At 54.1% G+C, this 14826-nt stretch carries 11 protein-coding genes and 1 pseudogene; 6 read left to right on the forward strand and 6 right to left on the reverse strand.

The features are described from left to right. Positions 1-123: 123 nt before the first annotated feature. On the reverse strand, positions 124-2763 hold the full coding sequence (gyrA, locus tag FD744_RS22575) for a DNA topoisomerase (ATP-hydrolyzing) subunit A (protein ID WP_034825018.1): 2640 nt from the start codon (positions 2761-2763) through the stop codon (positions 124-126). A 177-nt stretch (positions 2764-2940) separates the two neighbouring features. On the opposite strand from gyrA, the gene ubiG reads away from it, so the two are divergent. Then, a complete protein-coding gene (gene ubiG, locus FD744_RS22580) occupies positions 2941-3666 on the forward strand; it encodes a bifunctional 2-polyprenyl-6-hydroxyphenol methylase/3-demethylubiquinol 3-O-methyltransferase UbiG (protein WP_160869510.1) in 726 nt (241 codons plus the stop codon). A 180-nt stretch (positions 3667-3846) separates the two neighbouring features. On the opposite strand, the gene lsrG is transcribed toward ubiG, so the two are convergent. Continuing rightward, the gene (lsrG, locus tag FD744_RS22585) at positions 3847-4140 is read right to left on the reverse strand and encodes a (4S)-4-hydroxy-5-phosphonooxypentane-2,3-dione isomerase (RefSeq protein WP_160869512.1); all 294 of its coding nucleotides are present in this window, start codon (positions 4138-4140) and stop codon (positions 3847-3849) included. Between the two features lie 208 nt (positions 4141-4348). Here lsrG and lsrK point away from each other — a divergent pair, with 208 nt between their 5' ends. The 4 genes from lsrK (at position 4349) to yfaE (ending at position 10130) form a co-directional block, all read left to right on the forward strand. Next, positions 4349-5920 (forward strand): autoinducer-2 kinase, encoded by a 1572-nt coding sequence (gene lsrK / locus FD744_RS22590; protein ID WP_160869514.1) that lies wholly within the window; start codon positions 4349-4351, stop codon positions 5918-5920. 465 nt (positions 5921-6385) lie between these two features. Then, positions 6386-8671, forward strand: a complete 2286-nt coding sequence (gene nrdA / locus FD744_RS22595) for a class 1a ribonucleoside-diphosphate reductase subunit alpha (RefSeq protein WP_097116584.1) — start codon at positions 6386-6388, stop codon at positions 8669-8671. Positions 8672-8736: 65 nt separating this feature from the next. After that, complete coding sequence (nrdB, locus tag FD744_RS22600; protein ID WP_034825039.1) at positions 8737-9867, forward strand: class Ia ribonucleoside-diphosphate reductase subunit beta; 1131 nt, start codon at positions 8737-8739, stop codon at positions 9865-9867. 2 nt (positions 9868-9869) lie between these two features. Further along, the gene (gene yfaE / locus FD744_RS22605) at positions 9870-10130 is read left to right on the forward strand and encodes a class I ribonucleotide reductase maintenance protein YfaE (RefSeq protein WP_058961303.1); all 261 of its coding nucleotides are present in this window, start codon (positions 9870-9872) and stop codon (positions 10128-10130) included. 59 nt (positions 10131-10189) lie between these two features. Here the strand turns inward: yfaE and FD744_RS22610 are convergent, their stop codons facing one another. Next, positions 10190-11386 (reverse strand): nicotinamide mononucleotide deamidase-related protein YfaY, encoded by a 1197-nt coding sequence (locus FD744_RS22610; protein WP_160869516.1) that lies wholly within the window; start codon positions 11384-11386, stop codon positions 10190-10192. A gap of 152 nt (positions 11387-11538) precedes the next feature. Beyond that, entirely contained in the window at positions 11539-11847 is a 309-nt protein-coding gene (gene elaB / locus FD744_RS22615; protein ID WP_034825045.1) for a stress response protein ElaB, read from the reverse strand. Positions 11848-12138: 291 nt separating this feature from the next. On the opposite strand from elaB, the gene FD744_RS22620 reads away from it, so the two are divergent. Beyond that, positions 12139-13797 (forward strand): glucan biosynthesis protein D, encoded by a 1659-nt coding sequence (locus FD744_RS22620; protein WP_045813641.1) that lies wholly within the window; start codon positions 12139-12141, stop codon positions 13795-13797. A 149-nt stretch (positions 13798-13946) separates the two neighbouring features. Here the strand turns inward: FD744_RS22620 and FD744_RS22625 are convergent, their stop codons facing one another. Together FD744_RS22625 and FD744_RS25685 are read right to left on the reverse strand one after the other, a co-directional pair. Then, on the reverse strand, positions 13947-14399 hold the full coding sequence (locus FD744_RS22625) for a GNAT family N-acetyltransferase (RefSeq protein WP_097116582.1): 453 nt from the start codon (positions 14397-14399) through the stop codon (positions 13947-13949). A 156-nt stretch (positions 14400-14555) separates the two neighbouring features. After that, positions 14556-14826, reverse strand: a pseudogene (locus tag FD744_RS25685) (IS4 family transposase); the annotation flags it as partial.

Raw genomic sequence — 14826 nt, forward strand, 5'->3', positions numbered from 1 at the left:
ACCCTCATACACTAGCTTTATCGGCCCGAAAAAGCCAGTTGGTGCGCGACTTTGGGAGTAAAACTCAGATAAAAAACGGCAGGTCGGTTGCCCTGACCTGCCGCTGTTGTTCACCGCTGCGGATTACTCTTCTTCGTCCGCTTCGGGTGCGTCGTCGTCGTTGTCCACTTCCGGCGCGATATCGTCTTCGCCTTCCGCGACGCTGCCGTCGATGGCGTCGAGTTCTTCCTCTTCCACCGGCTCAGCAACACGTTGCAGACCCACAACGTTTTCGTCTTCAGCGGTACGAATCAGAATCACGCCCTGGGTATTACGACCGACCACGCTGACTTCTGATACGCGGGTTCGCACCAGCGTACCGGCATCGGTGATCATCATGATCTGATCGCCATCCACCACCTGCACCGCTCCGATGACCGGTCCGTTACGTTCGGTGACTTTAATCGAGATCACACCCTGGGTTGCACGTGACTTGGTTGGGTATTCGCTGTTGGCCGTACGTTTGCCGTAACCGTTTTGGGTCACGGTGAGGATGGCACCCTCTTCACGTGGCACGATCAGTGAAACCACTTTATCGCTTTCAGCCAGCTTGATACCACGAACACCAGAGGCCGAACGGCCCATGGCGCGAACCGCAGTCTCAGAGAAGCGCACCACTTTACCCGCAGCAGAGAACAGCATGGCCTCATCGCTACCGTTGGTCAGCGCAACACCGATCAATTCATCATCTTCACGCAGGTTGATGGCGATAATACCGGCGCTACGTGGACGGCTGAATTCCTGCAGGGCAGTTTTCTTCACGGTACCGTCAGCGGTCGCCATGAAGATATTGAAGCCTTCGGTGTATTCACGCACCGGCAGAATGGCGGTGATACGTTCGTTGGCTTCCAGCGGCAGCAGGTTAACAATTGGGCGACCGCGCGCGCCACGGCTCGCTTCTGGCAGCTGGTAAACTTTCATCCAGTAGAGACGGCCACGGCTGGAGAAGCACAGAATGGTATCATGGGTGTTGGCCACCAGCAGACGATCAATAAAGTCTTCTTCTTTAATACGTGCTGCGGATTTGCCTTTGCCACCACGACGCTGCGCTTCATAGTCGGTCAGCGGCTGATATTTGACATAACCCTGATGCGACAGCGTGACCACAACATCTTCCTGATTAATCAGATCTTCAATGTTGATGTCGGCGCTGTTGGCGGTGATCTCGGTACGACGTTCATCACCAAACTGGTCGCGCATTGCCACCAGCTCTTCGCGGATCACTTCCATCAAACGCTCGGCGCTCTGCAGGATGTGGATCAGTTCTGCGATCTGGTCCAGCAGCTCTTTGTATTCGTCGAGCAGCTTTTCGTGCTCAAGGCCGGTCAGTTTCTGCAGACGCAGATCCAGAATTGCCTGAGCTTGCTGTTCAGTCAGGTAGTACTGACCGTCACGAATACCAAACTGCGCTTCCAGCCATTCTGGACGTGCTGCGTCATCGCCCGCACGCTCCAGCATGGTGGCTACGTTGCCCAGATCCCATGGCTGTGCCAACAGGCCCGCTTTTGCTTCAGCTGGCGTTGGTGCGCGACGAATCAGTTCGATAATCGGATCGATGTTGGCCAGCGCAATGGCCAGACCTTCAAGGATGTGTGCACGGTCACGCGCTTTGCGCAGTTCGAAAATGGTACGGCGCGTCACCACTTCACGGCGGTGGCGCACGAAGGCTTCAATGATGCCTTTCAGCGTCATGATCTTCGGCTGGCCCTGATGCAGTGCCACCATGTTGATGCCGAAGGAGACTTGCAGTTGCGTCAGGGAATAGAGGTTGTTGAGCACCACTTCGCCGACCGCATCGCGTTTAATCTCGATAACGATACGCATACCGTCTTTATCGGATTCGTCGCGCAGGCCGCTAATGCCTTCCACACGCTTCTCTTTCACCAGCTCGGCAATTTTCTCGATCAGGCGCGCTTTGTTTACCTGATAAGGGATTTCATTGACGATGATGGTTTCGCGGCCGGTTTTTGCGTCGGTTTCAATCTCACCGCGTGCGCGGATATAAATCTTACCGCGACCGGTGCGATAGGCTTCTTCGATACCACGACGACCGTTGATGAACGCCGCAGTCGGGAAGTCAGGGCCGGTGATGTGTTCCATCAGGCCTTCAACAGTGATGTCTTCGTCTTCGATAAAGGCGAGGCAGCCGTTGATCACTTCCGTCAGGTTATGCGGTGGAATGTTGGTCGCCATACCTACGGCGATACCGGACGAGCCGTTCACCAGCAGGTTAGGAATTTTGGTCGGCAGCACTTCAGGAATCTGCTCGGTGCCATCGTAGTTCGGCACAAAATCGACGGTCTCTTTTTCGAGGTCCGCCAGCAGTTCAGAAGAGATCTTCGCCATACGCACTTCGGTATAACGCATCGCTGCGGCGGAGTCGCCATCAACGGAACCGAAGTTACCCTGACCATCTACCAGCATGTAGCGCAGGGAGAACGGCTGGGCCATACGAACGATACTTTCGTATACCGCGGAATCACCGTGTGGGTGATATTTACCGATCACGTCACCGACCACACGGGCCGATTTCTTATAAGCTTTGTTCCAGTCGTTACCCAGTTCGCTCATGGCAAAAAGCACACGGCGGTGCACCGGCTTTAAGCCATCACGCACATCGGGTAAAGCTCGGCCAACGATGACCGACATGGCGTAATCGAGGTAGGAGTTTTTTAACTCTTCTTCGATATTGACCGGTGTAATTTCTCTCGCAAGGTCGCTCATGGAGCCGCTATCCCTCTACATAATGCCGGTTTTTAATGGTGCGAAAGTATATCACAGTGGTTGCCCTCGGTGAACGTAAAGCAGGGTTTAATGCCGCTTTTCCTTGCAGGTGAGAGATGCGCTAGCAAGAGTTAAGCGTTTATACTGAGGGAATATTTTGTCAGGAGTCGTGATTCAATGAGTGAACAACCGCAGGAAAGCCGCCAAAACGTCGACCATGCTGAGATTGCCAAGTTTGAAGCGGTCGCATCGCGCTGGTGGGATTTAGAGGGTGAGTTTAAGCCGTTACACCGCATCAATCCCCTGCGTCTTGGCTGGATTGCCCAGTACAGCAATGGTTTGTTTGGTAAGAAGGTGCTGGATGTCGGCTGCGGCGGCGGTATTTTAGCGGAGAGCATGGCGCGTGAAGGAGCCAACGTGACCGGGTTGGATATGGGTGCGGAGCCGCTGGAAGTAGCACGGTTGCATGCGCTGGAGAGCGGTGTGAGCGTGAACTATGTGCAGCAGACCGTGGAAGATCATGCAGTCAGCCATGCGGGCGCCTATGACGTCGTGACCTGTATGGAGATGCTGGAACACGTTCCTGATCCACGTTCTGTGGTGCTGGCATGTGCGCAATTGGTAAAGCCGGGCGGCGAAGTGTTCTTCTCGACCATTAACCGTAATCCCAAGGCGTGGTTGCTGGCGGTGTTTGGTGCCGAATATGTGATGCGCATGGTGCCGCGCGGAACGCATGATGTGAAAAAATTTATCCGTCCGGCGGAGTTGCTGAATTGGGTTGATGAGACGCCATTGCGTGAGAGAGGCATGATTGGCCTGCACTACAATCCGCTGACCAATCAGTTCAGGTTGGGACGTGGTGTTGATGTGAATTATATGGTGCATACGCATCGTCAAGATTGAGTGGTTGCGTGGTTGCTGTGGGGACGGTGCGTGGTTGCTGTGGGGACGGTGCGTCGGCCAGTAAAGCCCCGCCCGATCGCAAAGGAAACACGCATCCATGCAGATCGGCCGCCGCATCCCTGCGGCGGACGCTTTGCTCTTCGGGCGGGGCTTTACTGGCCCTATGAGTTGATCATGGCTTTACTGCGGGAATATCCCCTTAAACGCGGTTTTCTTTCTCGGTTCGCTCATTAACGCTTCCAACGCCTCAACGCACGTCAGGTAGTGTGCCGTTTTCTTGTGCGCCAGCACGGCGGCCTCATCGGTGTAAGCTTCATAAATAAAGAAGCGCGTCGGCACATGGCTGTCCTGCAACACATCAAAACGCAGATTGCCGGGTTCCTCCAGCGCACCTAAATGATTGAGCTTAAATACCCGCAAAAATTCGTCGATACAGTCGGGTTTGACGTTGATCTCGACCAGCGTGACTTCCATCGGCTTGTCCTTTTTATCGCGATTGGCAAAGTGGCAATCCTGGTAAAGCTTGTTTAATAAAACTCTCGCAGCGATCACAGTTCAAACTTTCAGCGGTGGGCTAAGCCGTTCATCTGGAGGTGAAAACCCTCGCGCACAGCTATCTTTGCAGTAACACCCGTTGGGCCGTCGGCGTGGAGCACTTTTCCGTTTCAACAGGAGTTTTGCGATGTCACACGCCCCGCATTTGATGGCGCTCGACGCCGGCACCGGCAGTATTCGCGCCGTGATTTTCAATCTTCAGGGTGAGCAGGTCGCTGTGGCGCAGGCTGAATGGCGTCATCTCGCCCTGCCCGATGTGCCGGGATCGATGGAGTTTGATCTGAGTCACAATTGGTCACTCGCCTGTCAGTGTATTCAGCAGGTGCTGCAACAGTCGCAGTTGCCAACCAGCGCGATTCGCAGCGTGGCCTGCTGCTCCATGCGCGAAGGGATCGTGCTCTATAACAAAGCTGGCGAAGCAATTTGGGCCTGTGCCAACGTGGATGCCCGCGCCAGCCGCGAAGTGAGTGAGCTGAAAGAGATTCATCACGGCGAGTTTGAGCATGAAATCTATCAGTGCTCAGGGCAAACCCTGGCACTTGGGGCAATGCCACGCCTGTTATGGCTGGCGCATCATCGACCCGATATTTATCGTCAGGCGGCAACGCTGTCGATGATCAGCGACTGGCTGGCAAAATGCCTGAGTGGCGAACTGGCAGTGGATCCCTCCAACGCGGGCACCACCGGCCTGCTGGATTTACGCACCCGAAACTGGCGGCCTGATTTGCTGGAGATGGCGGGTTTGCGCGGCGATATATTGTCACCCGTGGCCGAAACCGGTACGCAACTGGGAACCGTGACAGCCGAAGCCGCTCATCAGTGTGGGCTGGCGCAAGGCACAGTGGTTGGCATGGGCGGCGGTGATGTGCAGTTGGGGACGCTGGGGTTAGGCGTCGTGAAGGCGGGCGAAACCGCGGTGCTCGGCGGCACTTTCTGGCAGCAGGTGGTGAATCTGCCGCAGCCGCAGATTGATCCTCAAATGAACATTCGCGTGAATCCGCATGTGATCCCCGGTATGGCGCAGGCGGAAGCGATCAGTTTCTTTACCGGCCTAACGATGCGCTGGTTCCGTGATGCCTTTTGCGGCGAAGAGAAACTGCTGGCGGAGCGGCTGGGTGTGGATTGCTACAGCCTGCTGGAAGAGATGGCGGCACGCGTCCCCGCCGGTTCGTGGGGCGTGATGCCGGTGTTCTCAGATGCAATGCACTTCAACAAGTGGTATCACGCTGCGCCTTCCTTTATTAATCTTTCCATCGACCCCGAACGCTGCAATAAACAGACGCTCTTCCGTGCGCTGGAAGAGAATGCCGCGATTGTTTCGGCCTGCAATCTGGATCAGGTGGCCGCCTTTTCCGGTGTCCAAACCTCACAGATAGTGTTTGCCGGAGGCGGTGCGAAGGGCAAATTGTGGAGCCAGATTTTGAGCGATGTCACGGGGCTGACGGTCAAAGTGCCGCAAGTGAAAGAAGCCACTGCCCTGGGCTGCGCGATTGCGGCCGGCGTCGCCGCAGGGGTTTACCGCAGTTTGCAGGAAACCGGGCAAGCATTAGTACGCTGGGAGCGCGAATTTCACCCCAACGCAGAACACCACCAACTCTATCAACAGCAAAAAGCCAACTGGCAGAAAGTCTATGCCGACCAACTCACCCTGGTGGACAGTGGGTTAACCACCTCGATGTGGAAAGCACCGGGTTTGTAACTCACTGCTATCCAGATCAATTTCCTTTTAGACGCGTACCACGCATTTTTGTAGGCTGGATTGGTCACAAAAAATTCATAAGCAATTTTAGATAAGTTCGCTACTGGCGGCCTTGTCAGGGCTTTTTTGACTTCAGAAATTTCCGTGATGAGAACCTTTGAGCAATAAACACGCGCTCGATCAAAAAGTGAAAAAAAAGTCGCTGGCAGTTGACACCATTGGCAGGCCTTATGGAATGGGGATCCAGGAATTTCGCTACCCCCCTGGACGGATTTTTTCGCGAAAATCAACTCTTGTGATGATCAGAATGCTGACTAGAATACTCACCATATTGTTGTTCAAACTTCCCGCACCCCCTATATATAGTGTTTATCCACAGGCTTACTCACAACGAGCGGCTTGTGCATAGACCTTGTGAATAGATGGGGGATAACTCACTCTTTCATGGACAGGTAAACACGCGACATGAACCAAAGTCTGCTCGTTACTAAACGCGATGGCCGCCAGGAGCGCATTGATCTCGATAAGATTCACCGGGTACTGGATTGGGCCGCTGAAGGGCTGAATAACGTCTCCGTGTCTCAGGTTGAGTTGCGCTCCCACATTCAGTTCTACGATGGAATTCGTACTTCTGATATCCATGAGACCATCATCAAGGCCGCTGCAGACCTGATCTCCCGTGATGCGCCGGATTACCAGTACCTGGCTGCTCGCCTCGCCATCTTCCACCTGCGTAAAAAAGCGTACGGCCAGTTTGAGCCGCCGAAGCTGTACGATCAGGTCGTGAAAATGGTTGAGATGGGTAAATACGACCGTCACCTGCTGGAAGATTACAGCGTAGAAGAGTTCGAGCAGATGGACGGCTTCATCGACCACTGGCGCGACATGAACTTCTCTTACGCTGCGGTGAAGCAGCTGGAAGGGAAATACCTGGCGCAGAACCGTGTGAGCGGTGAAATCTACGAGAGTGCCCAGTTCCTGTATATTCTGGTTGCTGCATGCCTGTTCTCCGGTTATCCGCGTGAGACGCGTATGGATTACGTGCGTCGCTTCTATGATGCCGTGTCCACCTTCAAGATCTCACTGCCGACGCCAATCATGTCTGGCGTGCGTACCCCAACGCGTCAGTTCAGCTCTTGCGTCTTGATCGAATGCGGTGACAGCCTTGATTCCATCAATGCCACCTCCAGCGCTATCGTAAAATACGTGTCGCAGCGTGCGGGTATCGGTATCAACGCTGGTCGCATTCGTGCGCTGGGTAGCCCAATCCGTGGCGGCGAAGCCTTCCATACCGGTTGCATCCCGTTCTATAAGCATTTCCAGACGGCAGTGAAGTCGTGCTCACAAGGCGGCGTACGTGGCGGTGCAGCCACCCTGTTCTACCCAATGTGGCATCTGGAAGTGGAAAGCCTGCTGGTGCTGAAAAACAACCGTGGCGTTGAAGGCAACCGCGTACGTCACATGGACTACGGCGTACAGATCAACAAGCTGATGTATACCCGTCTGTTGAAAGGTGAAGAGATCACCCTGTTCAGCCCGTCTGACGTGCCAGGTCTGTACGATGCGTTCTTCGCCGATCAGGACGAGTTTGAGCGTCTGTACACCAAATACGAGAAAGACGACAGCATCCGCAAACAGCGCGTGAAAGCAGTTGAACTGTTCTCACTGATGATGCAGGAACGTGCTTCTACTGGCCGTATCTACATCCAGAACGTCGATCACTGCAACACCCACAGCCCGTTTGATCCGGCTATCGCGCCCGTCCGCCAGTCTAACCTGTGCCTGGAAATCGCGCTGCCGACCAAACCGCTGAACGATGTGAATGACGAAAGCGGTGAAATCGCGTTGTGTACGCTGTCTGCCTTTAACCTCGGTGCGATTGACAGCCTCGACGATCTGGAAGAGCTGGCGACCCTCGCGGTACGTGCACTGGATGCACTGCTGGATTACCAGGATTACCCCATCCCAGCGGCAAAACGCGGCGCAATGGGTCGTCGTACTCTGGGTATTGGCGTGATCAACTACGCTTACTATCTGGCGAAAAACGGCGTGCGTTATTCTGATGGCAGCGCCAATAACCTGACGCATAAAACCTTTGAAGCGATCCAGTACTACCTGCTGAAAGCCTCGAACGAGCTGGCAAAAGAGCAAGGTGCCTGTACGTGGTTCAAAGAGACCACCTACTCACAGGGCATTCTGCCGATCGACACCTATAAAAAGGATCTCGACGCCGTTTGCAGCGAGCCGTTGCACCTGGATTGGGAAGGTCTGCGTGAGTCGATCGTTACGCACGGTCTGCGTAACTCCACGCTCTCTGCCCTGATGCCGTCTGAAACCTCTTCGCAGATTTCAAACGCCACCAACGGTATTGAGCCACCGCGCGGTCACATCAGCATCAAAGCATCCAAAGACGGTATTCTGCGTCAGGTGGTGCCAGAGTATGAGCGTCTGAAAGATCAGTACGAACTGCTGTGGGAAATGCCCTCTAACGACGGTTACTTACAGTTGGTTGGTGTGATGCAGAAATTTATCGATCAGGCGATTTCGTCTAACACCAACTATGATCCAAGCCGTTTTGCCAATGGCAAAGTGCCGATGAAACAGCTGCTGAAAGATCTGCTGACCGCGTATAAATTTGGCGTGAAAACCCTGTACTACCAAAACACCCGTGATGGTGCGGAAGATGCGCAGGACGACCTGGCTCCTTCCATTCAGGATGACGGCTGCGAAAGCGGCGCTTGTAAGATTTAATTAGTCAGACGCCCTATCTTGTCAGGGCCGGCAATGGTCGGCCCTCATCACTTTTGGACTTAGCCATGGCTTACACCACATTTTCGCAGAACAAAAACGACCAGCTGTTAGAACCGATGTTCTTCGGCCAGTCAGTGAACGTTGCCCGTTTCGACCAGCAGAAATATGACATCTTTGAAAAGCTGATCGAAAAGCAACTCTCCTTCTTCTGGCGTCCGGAAGAAGTCGACGTCTCACGCGACCGCATCGATTATCAGGCGCTGCCGGATCACGAGAAGCACATCTTCATCAGTAACCTGAAATATCAGACGCTGCTGGATTCCATTCAGGGCCGTAGCCCGAACGTGGCGCTGCTGCCGCTGATCTCGATTCCAGAACTTGAAACCTGGATTGAAACCTGGGCGTTCTCTGAAACCATCCACTCGCGCTCTTATACCCATATCATCCGTAACATCGTGAATGATCCTTCACTGGTGTTTGACGACATCGTCACTAACGAGCAGATTCTGGCGCGTGCACAGGACATCTCGAAGTATTACGACGATCTCATCGAGATGACCAGCTACTGGCATCTGCTGGGAGAAGGCACGCACGAAGTGGCGGGTAAAACCGTGACCGTGAATCTGCGTGCGCTGAAAAAGCAGCTGTATATCTGCCTGATGAGCGTTAACGCACTGGAAGCGATTCGCTTCTACGTCAGCTTCGCCTGTTCATTCGCCTTCGCCGAGCGCGAGCTGATGGAAGGTAACGCCAAAATCATCAAACTGATTGCGCGCGATGAAGCTCTGCACCTGACCGGCACTCAGCACATGTTGAACCTGCTGCGCACCGGTGAAGATGATCCTGAAATGAAAGAAATCGCCGCCGAGTGCCGTGATGAGTGTTTCGACCTGTTCAAGAAAGCCGCCGAGCAAGAGAAAGAGTGGGCAGATTATCTGTTCAGCGGTGGCTCGATGATCGGTCTGAATAAAGACATTCTGTGCCAGTACATTGAGTACATCACCAACATCCGCATGCAAGCGGTTGGCCTCGATCTGCCGTTCCAGACGCGTTCTAACCCGATTCCATGGATCAACTCCTGGTTGGTATCAGATAACGTGCAGGTGGCACCGCAGGAAGTGGAAGTGAGTTCTTACCTGGTGGGTCAGATTGATGCCGAAGTCGGCGAAGACGACTTCAACGACTTCCAGCTGTAAGCATGAGCCGTTCTGTTGTTATTCTGCGCAGTTCCGGCTCCCGGCTGGAGTGCGCAGAAGATCATCCCAATCTGCTGACGGCACTGGAAGCGCACAATGTCTGCGTAGAGTTTCAATGCCGTGAAGGCTACTGCGGTTCATGTCGCATGCGTCTATTGAAAGGCGAAGTGGCTTACGCAGAAACCCCGTTGGCGTTTATCCAGAAGGGCGAGATTTTGCCCTGCTGCTGCCGCGCCAAAGGGGAGATTGAGATCGAGATTTAAACACCGGGTCGCCATCAATGGCGACCCGGTGAAATTCATGGCAACGCCTGCCCACACACTTACTGTTTCACGGCTTCCAGCACATCAATCCAGCCATGCCCGGTACTGACTTCACTGCCGTGCAGCCAGCGACGCAGCATGTTCATCGCCATCATCGCCACGACTTTCTGCCGGGTTTCAACATTGTGACGCCCATGGGTGAACTTCACGCGCTGGCCCCAGCTGGCTTCCGGCGTATGCAGCGCAATCGCCACTTCGCCCTCTTCCAGATTGCCCACCGACAGCGCCAATACCGTGCCGTGATGTGCGGCCAGATTGCGCGTGCGCTCGACCTGGGATTCCAGCGGTTCATCATGAGGAGGCAGAATCTCTGCTGCGCTGAGCGGCACGTCTGCTGATGCCAGCTGCCAGTTGAGCAATCCCGCCGTATATTGCTCGCTTAGCGCCAGCCGGAAACCACGCTGTTGCAACTCACGCGCTAACAAAGCAGGCAAACCTTCAGTGCCTTCGAAGATAGTGCATTCCGCCAGCAGCAGCTTAACCTGCTGCCACACCTGCTCCATCGCCACGCGCTGGCTGGCCGGTCCGGTGAGTTTGATTTCAATGATTGGCATTGATGAGCGATAGCCCATTACCACACCTTCCGGCAACGGTAACGGCTCCAGTTCGGCAGCAATGTCACTCTCGCCGCGACCAAAGGTAGTCAGACGCAAACACAGCGGCGGCTCAGGTAAATCAAAACGCGCTTTCAAACGCGGAATGATCTCCTGCTCGACCATCTCTTTAAATTCGGACGGCACGCCCGGCGTGAAGAATATCCAGCAGCGATTGAGCTGAAGTGCAAAGCCACACGCGGTCCCCACCGGATTATCAATCAGCTCGGCATTCGCCGGAATTTCCGCCTGCTTGCGGTTGCTCGGCGCCATGATGCGTCCACGACTGGCAAACCAGGCTTCCATCTTCTCCAGCCATTCCTGCTGGATCACCAATTCGGTGCCACACGCGGTGGCTGCGGCCAGCGCACTGAGATCGTCGCTGGTTGGGCCAAGGCCACCGTTCACAATCAGCACATCGGCAATCTGGCTGCGACTCTGCAGGGTCTCCACCAGCGAGGACATCGCATCGCCAACGGTACTGCGGCTGGTCATAGGCAAACCGTGCTGGAACAGCACATCCGCCAGCCATGCGGCATTCGTATCGACAATCTGCCCATGCAACACTTCATCGCCCGTTGAGAGCATTTCAACACGTATCACGTTATTTTCTCCTTATCCCTGTCGCTTTACTGTAGAAAGCGCGCACGCGAAACACAATCGCCGTTGATGCGAAACAAGGATTCGAGACAAATGAGAGGGATAACGCGGTAAAAAAGAGGAATCGGGCGTAACCAGCGTTACGCCCCGACAATTTAGCGGCGGGCCAACAGTAAACCGACAAACAGGCCAGCGGCGGCGCCAATGCCGATCCCCTGCCACGGTTTTTCATGCACATAATCGTCGGCACGGTAGGCCGCTTTTTTGGCACGGTAATAATAGCTGTCAGAAGCCTGGCTAACGCGATTCTTCACGTCTTCCAGCGCTTGTTCCGCTTTAAGTTTCAATTCGATGTACTTTTGATCGGCCGGATCACCCGACGATTTCAGTACTTCTTCCAAAGTTTCTGTCAGTAGCGCCAGGTCGTCATCAAGGCGAGTTTCAAATTGATCTGAAGATGACACGTTATACTTCCTCCATGCTCGTCACTTATCGTCGTTTAACTATAGTCATAAATTCGGTATTTGCTGCGCGCAAGGGATTCGGATTACGCTGGTTTTTGCTCGACTCAATGCAAAGTTGCGTAATCCGCGCTGTTGCAGCGTGAAATCTGCTTCGCTTATTTGATTAATCTGATAAATTTTTGTCAGACTGAATTTTTTAATTTCGCGACTGTCGTATCCCCTTGTAGCCAGACGCAATGCGTCTTACGACAGTCACAACACACCAGAGCAGCTAAGGATTAGATTTCCGGCATGAATCGTAGAAAATTTATGAAAGCGTCCATGGCCCTCTCTGCCGCAAGCGGCATGACCGGGCTCTCCTCGCTGTTTGCGCAGTCCGCCTGGGCCGATGATGGCATCGCCGACGGCACCGCAGTGCGCTTCGATTTCGACTCACTGAAAAAGAAAGCTTCCGCGCTGGCGAAACAGCCCTGGGGCGGCGCACCCGGCCCGCTTCCTGACACCCTGGCCAATCTGACACCGCAGGCTTACAACGAAATTCAGTACGATGCCAACCATTCGCTGTGGAACAACATTCCCGATCGCGAGTTAGATGTGCAGTTCTTCCACGTGGGGATGGGCTTTAAACGTCGTATCCGCATGTTCTCCGTGGATGCCGATAGCCGTGAAGCGCGCGAAATCCACTTCCGCCCTGAACTGTTTAACTATCATAACGCTAACGTCGATACCCAGCAGCTGGTCGGCAAAACCGATTTGGGCTTCGCCGGTTTCCGCGCGTTTAAAAAACCAGAACTGGCGCGTCGCGATATCGTCTCGTTCCTCGGCGCGAGCTACTTCCGTGCGGTTGATGAAACCTTCCAGTACGGCTTGTCAGCGCGCGGTGTGGCAGTCAACACCTTTAGCAACGGCCACGAAGAGTTCCCGGACTTTACCGCCTTCTGGTTTGAAACACCGAAAGCCGACGATACCACCTTTGTGGTTTATGCGCTGCTGGACGGCGCCAGCGTCACCGGTGCGTACAAGTTCACTATCCACTGCGAAGAGAAACGCGTGGTGATGGAGGTGGAAAACCACCTGTTTGCTCGTAATGACATTCGTCAGCTCGGCATCTCGCCGATGACCAGTATGTTTAGCTGCGGCACCAACGAGCGTCGCATGTGCAATACCTATCATCCACAAATCCATGACTCCGATCGTCTGGCAATGTGGACCGGAAAAGGGGAATGGATTGCACGTCCGTTGAACAACCCCCAACGCTTACAGTTCAATGCTTATGAAGATGAAAATCCACGTGGTTTTGGTCTGCTGCAGCTCAATCACGACTTCAAAGATTATCAGGATGTCATTGGCTGGTATGACAAACGCCCAAGCCTGTGGGTTGAGCCGATTGGCAAGTGGGGAAAAGGTGCCATCAACCTGATGGAGATCCCGACGACCGGTGAAACCCTGGATAACGTGGTGTGCTTCTGGCAGCCAACGGAACCGGTTAAAGCGGGCAGCGAATTTAACTTCCAGTACAAACTGTACTGGAGCCAACTGCCGCCAGTGCGCAGCGGGCTGGCGCGCGTGGATGCCACACGTACCGGCATCGGCGGTTTCCCGGAAGGTTGGGCGCCGGGCGAGCACTTCCCCGATCAGTGGTGCCGCCGCTTCGCGATTGATTTCGTCGGTGGCGACCTGAAAGCCGCTGCGCCTAAAGGGATTGAGCCGGTGATCACCGTGAATGCGGGTACCATCAAGCAGGTTGAGATTCTGTATGTGGAGCCGCTTAACGGTTACCGCATTCTGTTTGACTGGTACCCGAACAGTGACTCCACTAAGCCGGTGGATATGCGCCTGTTCCTGCGCACCAAAGATGAGACCTTAAGTGAAACCTGGCTGTATCAGTATTTCCCACCGCCGCCGGATCAGCGTAAATACACCGATGACCGACAGATGACGCCGGGCTGATATCCCCTAAAAAGTTCGAATTTCAGGAAGGCGGCAAACAAGAGAGCCCGATGAGCTGATTCAAGTCAGTGAATCGGGTGAGCCAGGCAGCCAACTCACCGGTAATTTGAAGTATGACGGGTATAAATGGCGAGGAGTATTCCTCGCCATTACGCTTTCTGCATACCGATGTGTGGAATGTTATCTTCCATGTAAACGTCCCCCACCGCTTTGAAGCCAAGACGACCGTAAAACCCTTCCAGATGGGCCTGCGCCGATAAATAAATAGTGCGTTGCGGCCAATGGGTATCGCAGCTCTCCAGCGCTTTCTCCATCAGTCGATAGCCCAACTTCAGGCCACGCGCTTCTTCGGACACGATCACGCGACCAATCATCACCGGGGCGCTGTCCAGTGAGGGCGTAAGCACACGAGCGTAGGCCAATAATTTGCCGTCAAGGAAGCCCATGATGTGGCGATTCTCTGCTCGCAAATCCTGACCATCTACGTCTTGATAGGGGCAGTTTTGCTCCACAATGAATACGTGATTGCGCAGTGCCAGCACGGTATATAACTGCTGTGCACTCAGTTCACTGTGGTGGCAATCAAGCCATTGCATTTCCATGATGCTTCCTTGTCTGAGCGAAAAAAATGATCTCCTGAGAGTATCACAGCGCGCGGGGATTGAGCAGCCATACAGGGTTCCCGCATTGCCTTGTCGTGATCGCATTCTCAGATTATAGGCAAAAAAAATCAGGCCCTTGGGCCTAATGCTTGTCAGTTAAGATCTTAATGGAGGCCGCAACGGATAACGTTGTGGCCTCTTTTTTACCGCCCTTGGGTAATGCCGCACTCTTCTTTCCGGCAGCACCAGCCCTGGAGCCATCGCCATTATCTCTTCCATTATCCGCGGTATTTTTCCCGGTGAGATGCCCGGTAGCAGGCTCAGATGACTTCTCAGATACAGTGCGGACTGCTTAAAACTCATCTGATAAGGTTCCACGCCTTTCAGGCTGTACGCCATCTGCGCCATCATGAACCTCAGAAGGTTA

This window comes from Pantoea sp. Taur, assembly GCF_009830025.1.
Lineage (GTDB): Bacteria > Pseudomonadota > Gammaproteobacteria > Enterobacterales > Enterobacteriaceae > Pantoea > Pantoea communis.

Coding starts and splice junctions, on each gene's coding strand:
- ubiG (WP_160869510.1), top strand. CDS start 2,941: ATGAGTGAACAACCGCAGGAAAGCCGCCAAAACGTCGACCATGCTGAG.
- nrdA (WP_097116584.1), top strand. CDS start 6,386: ATGAACCAAAGTCTGCTCGTTACTAAACGCGATGGCCGCCAGGAGCGC.
- lsrG (WP_160869512.1), bottom strand. CDS start 4,140: ATGGAAGTCACGCTGGTCGAGATCAACGTCAAACCCGACTGTATCGAC.
- yfaE (WP_058961303.1), top strand. CDS start 9,870: ATGAGCCGTTCTGTTGTTATTCTGCGCAGTTCCGGCTCCCGGCTGGAG.
- lsrK (WP_160869514.1), top strand. CDS start 4,349: ATGTCACACGCCCCGCATTTGATGGCGCTCGACGCCGGCACCGGCAGT.
- nrdB (WP_034825039.1), top strand. CDS start 8,737: ATGGCTTACACCACATTTTCGCAGAACAAAAACGACCAGCTGTTAGAA.
- gyrA (WP_034825018.1), bottom strand. CDS start 2,763: ATGAGCGACCTTGCGAGAGAAATTACACCGGTCAATATCGAAGAAGAG.
- FD744_RS22625 (WP_097116582.1), bottom strand. CDS start 14,399: ATGGAAATGCAATGGCTTGATTGCCACCACAGTGAACTGAGTGCACAG.
- FD744_RS22620 (WP_045813641.1), top strand. CDS start 12,139: ATGAATCGTAGAAAATTTATGAAAGCGTCCATGGCCCTCTCTGCCGCA.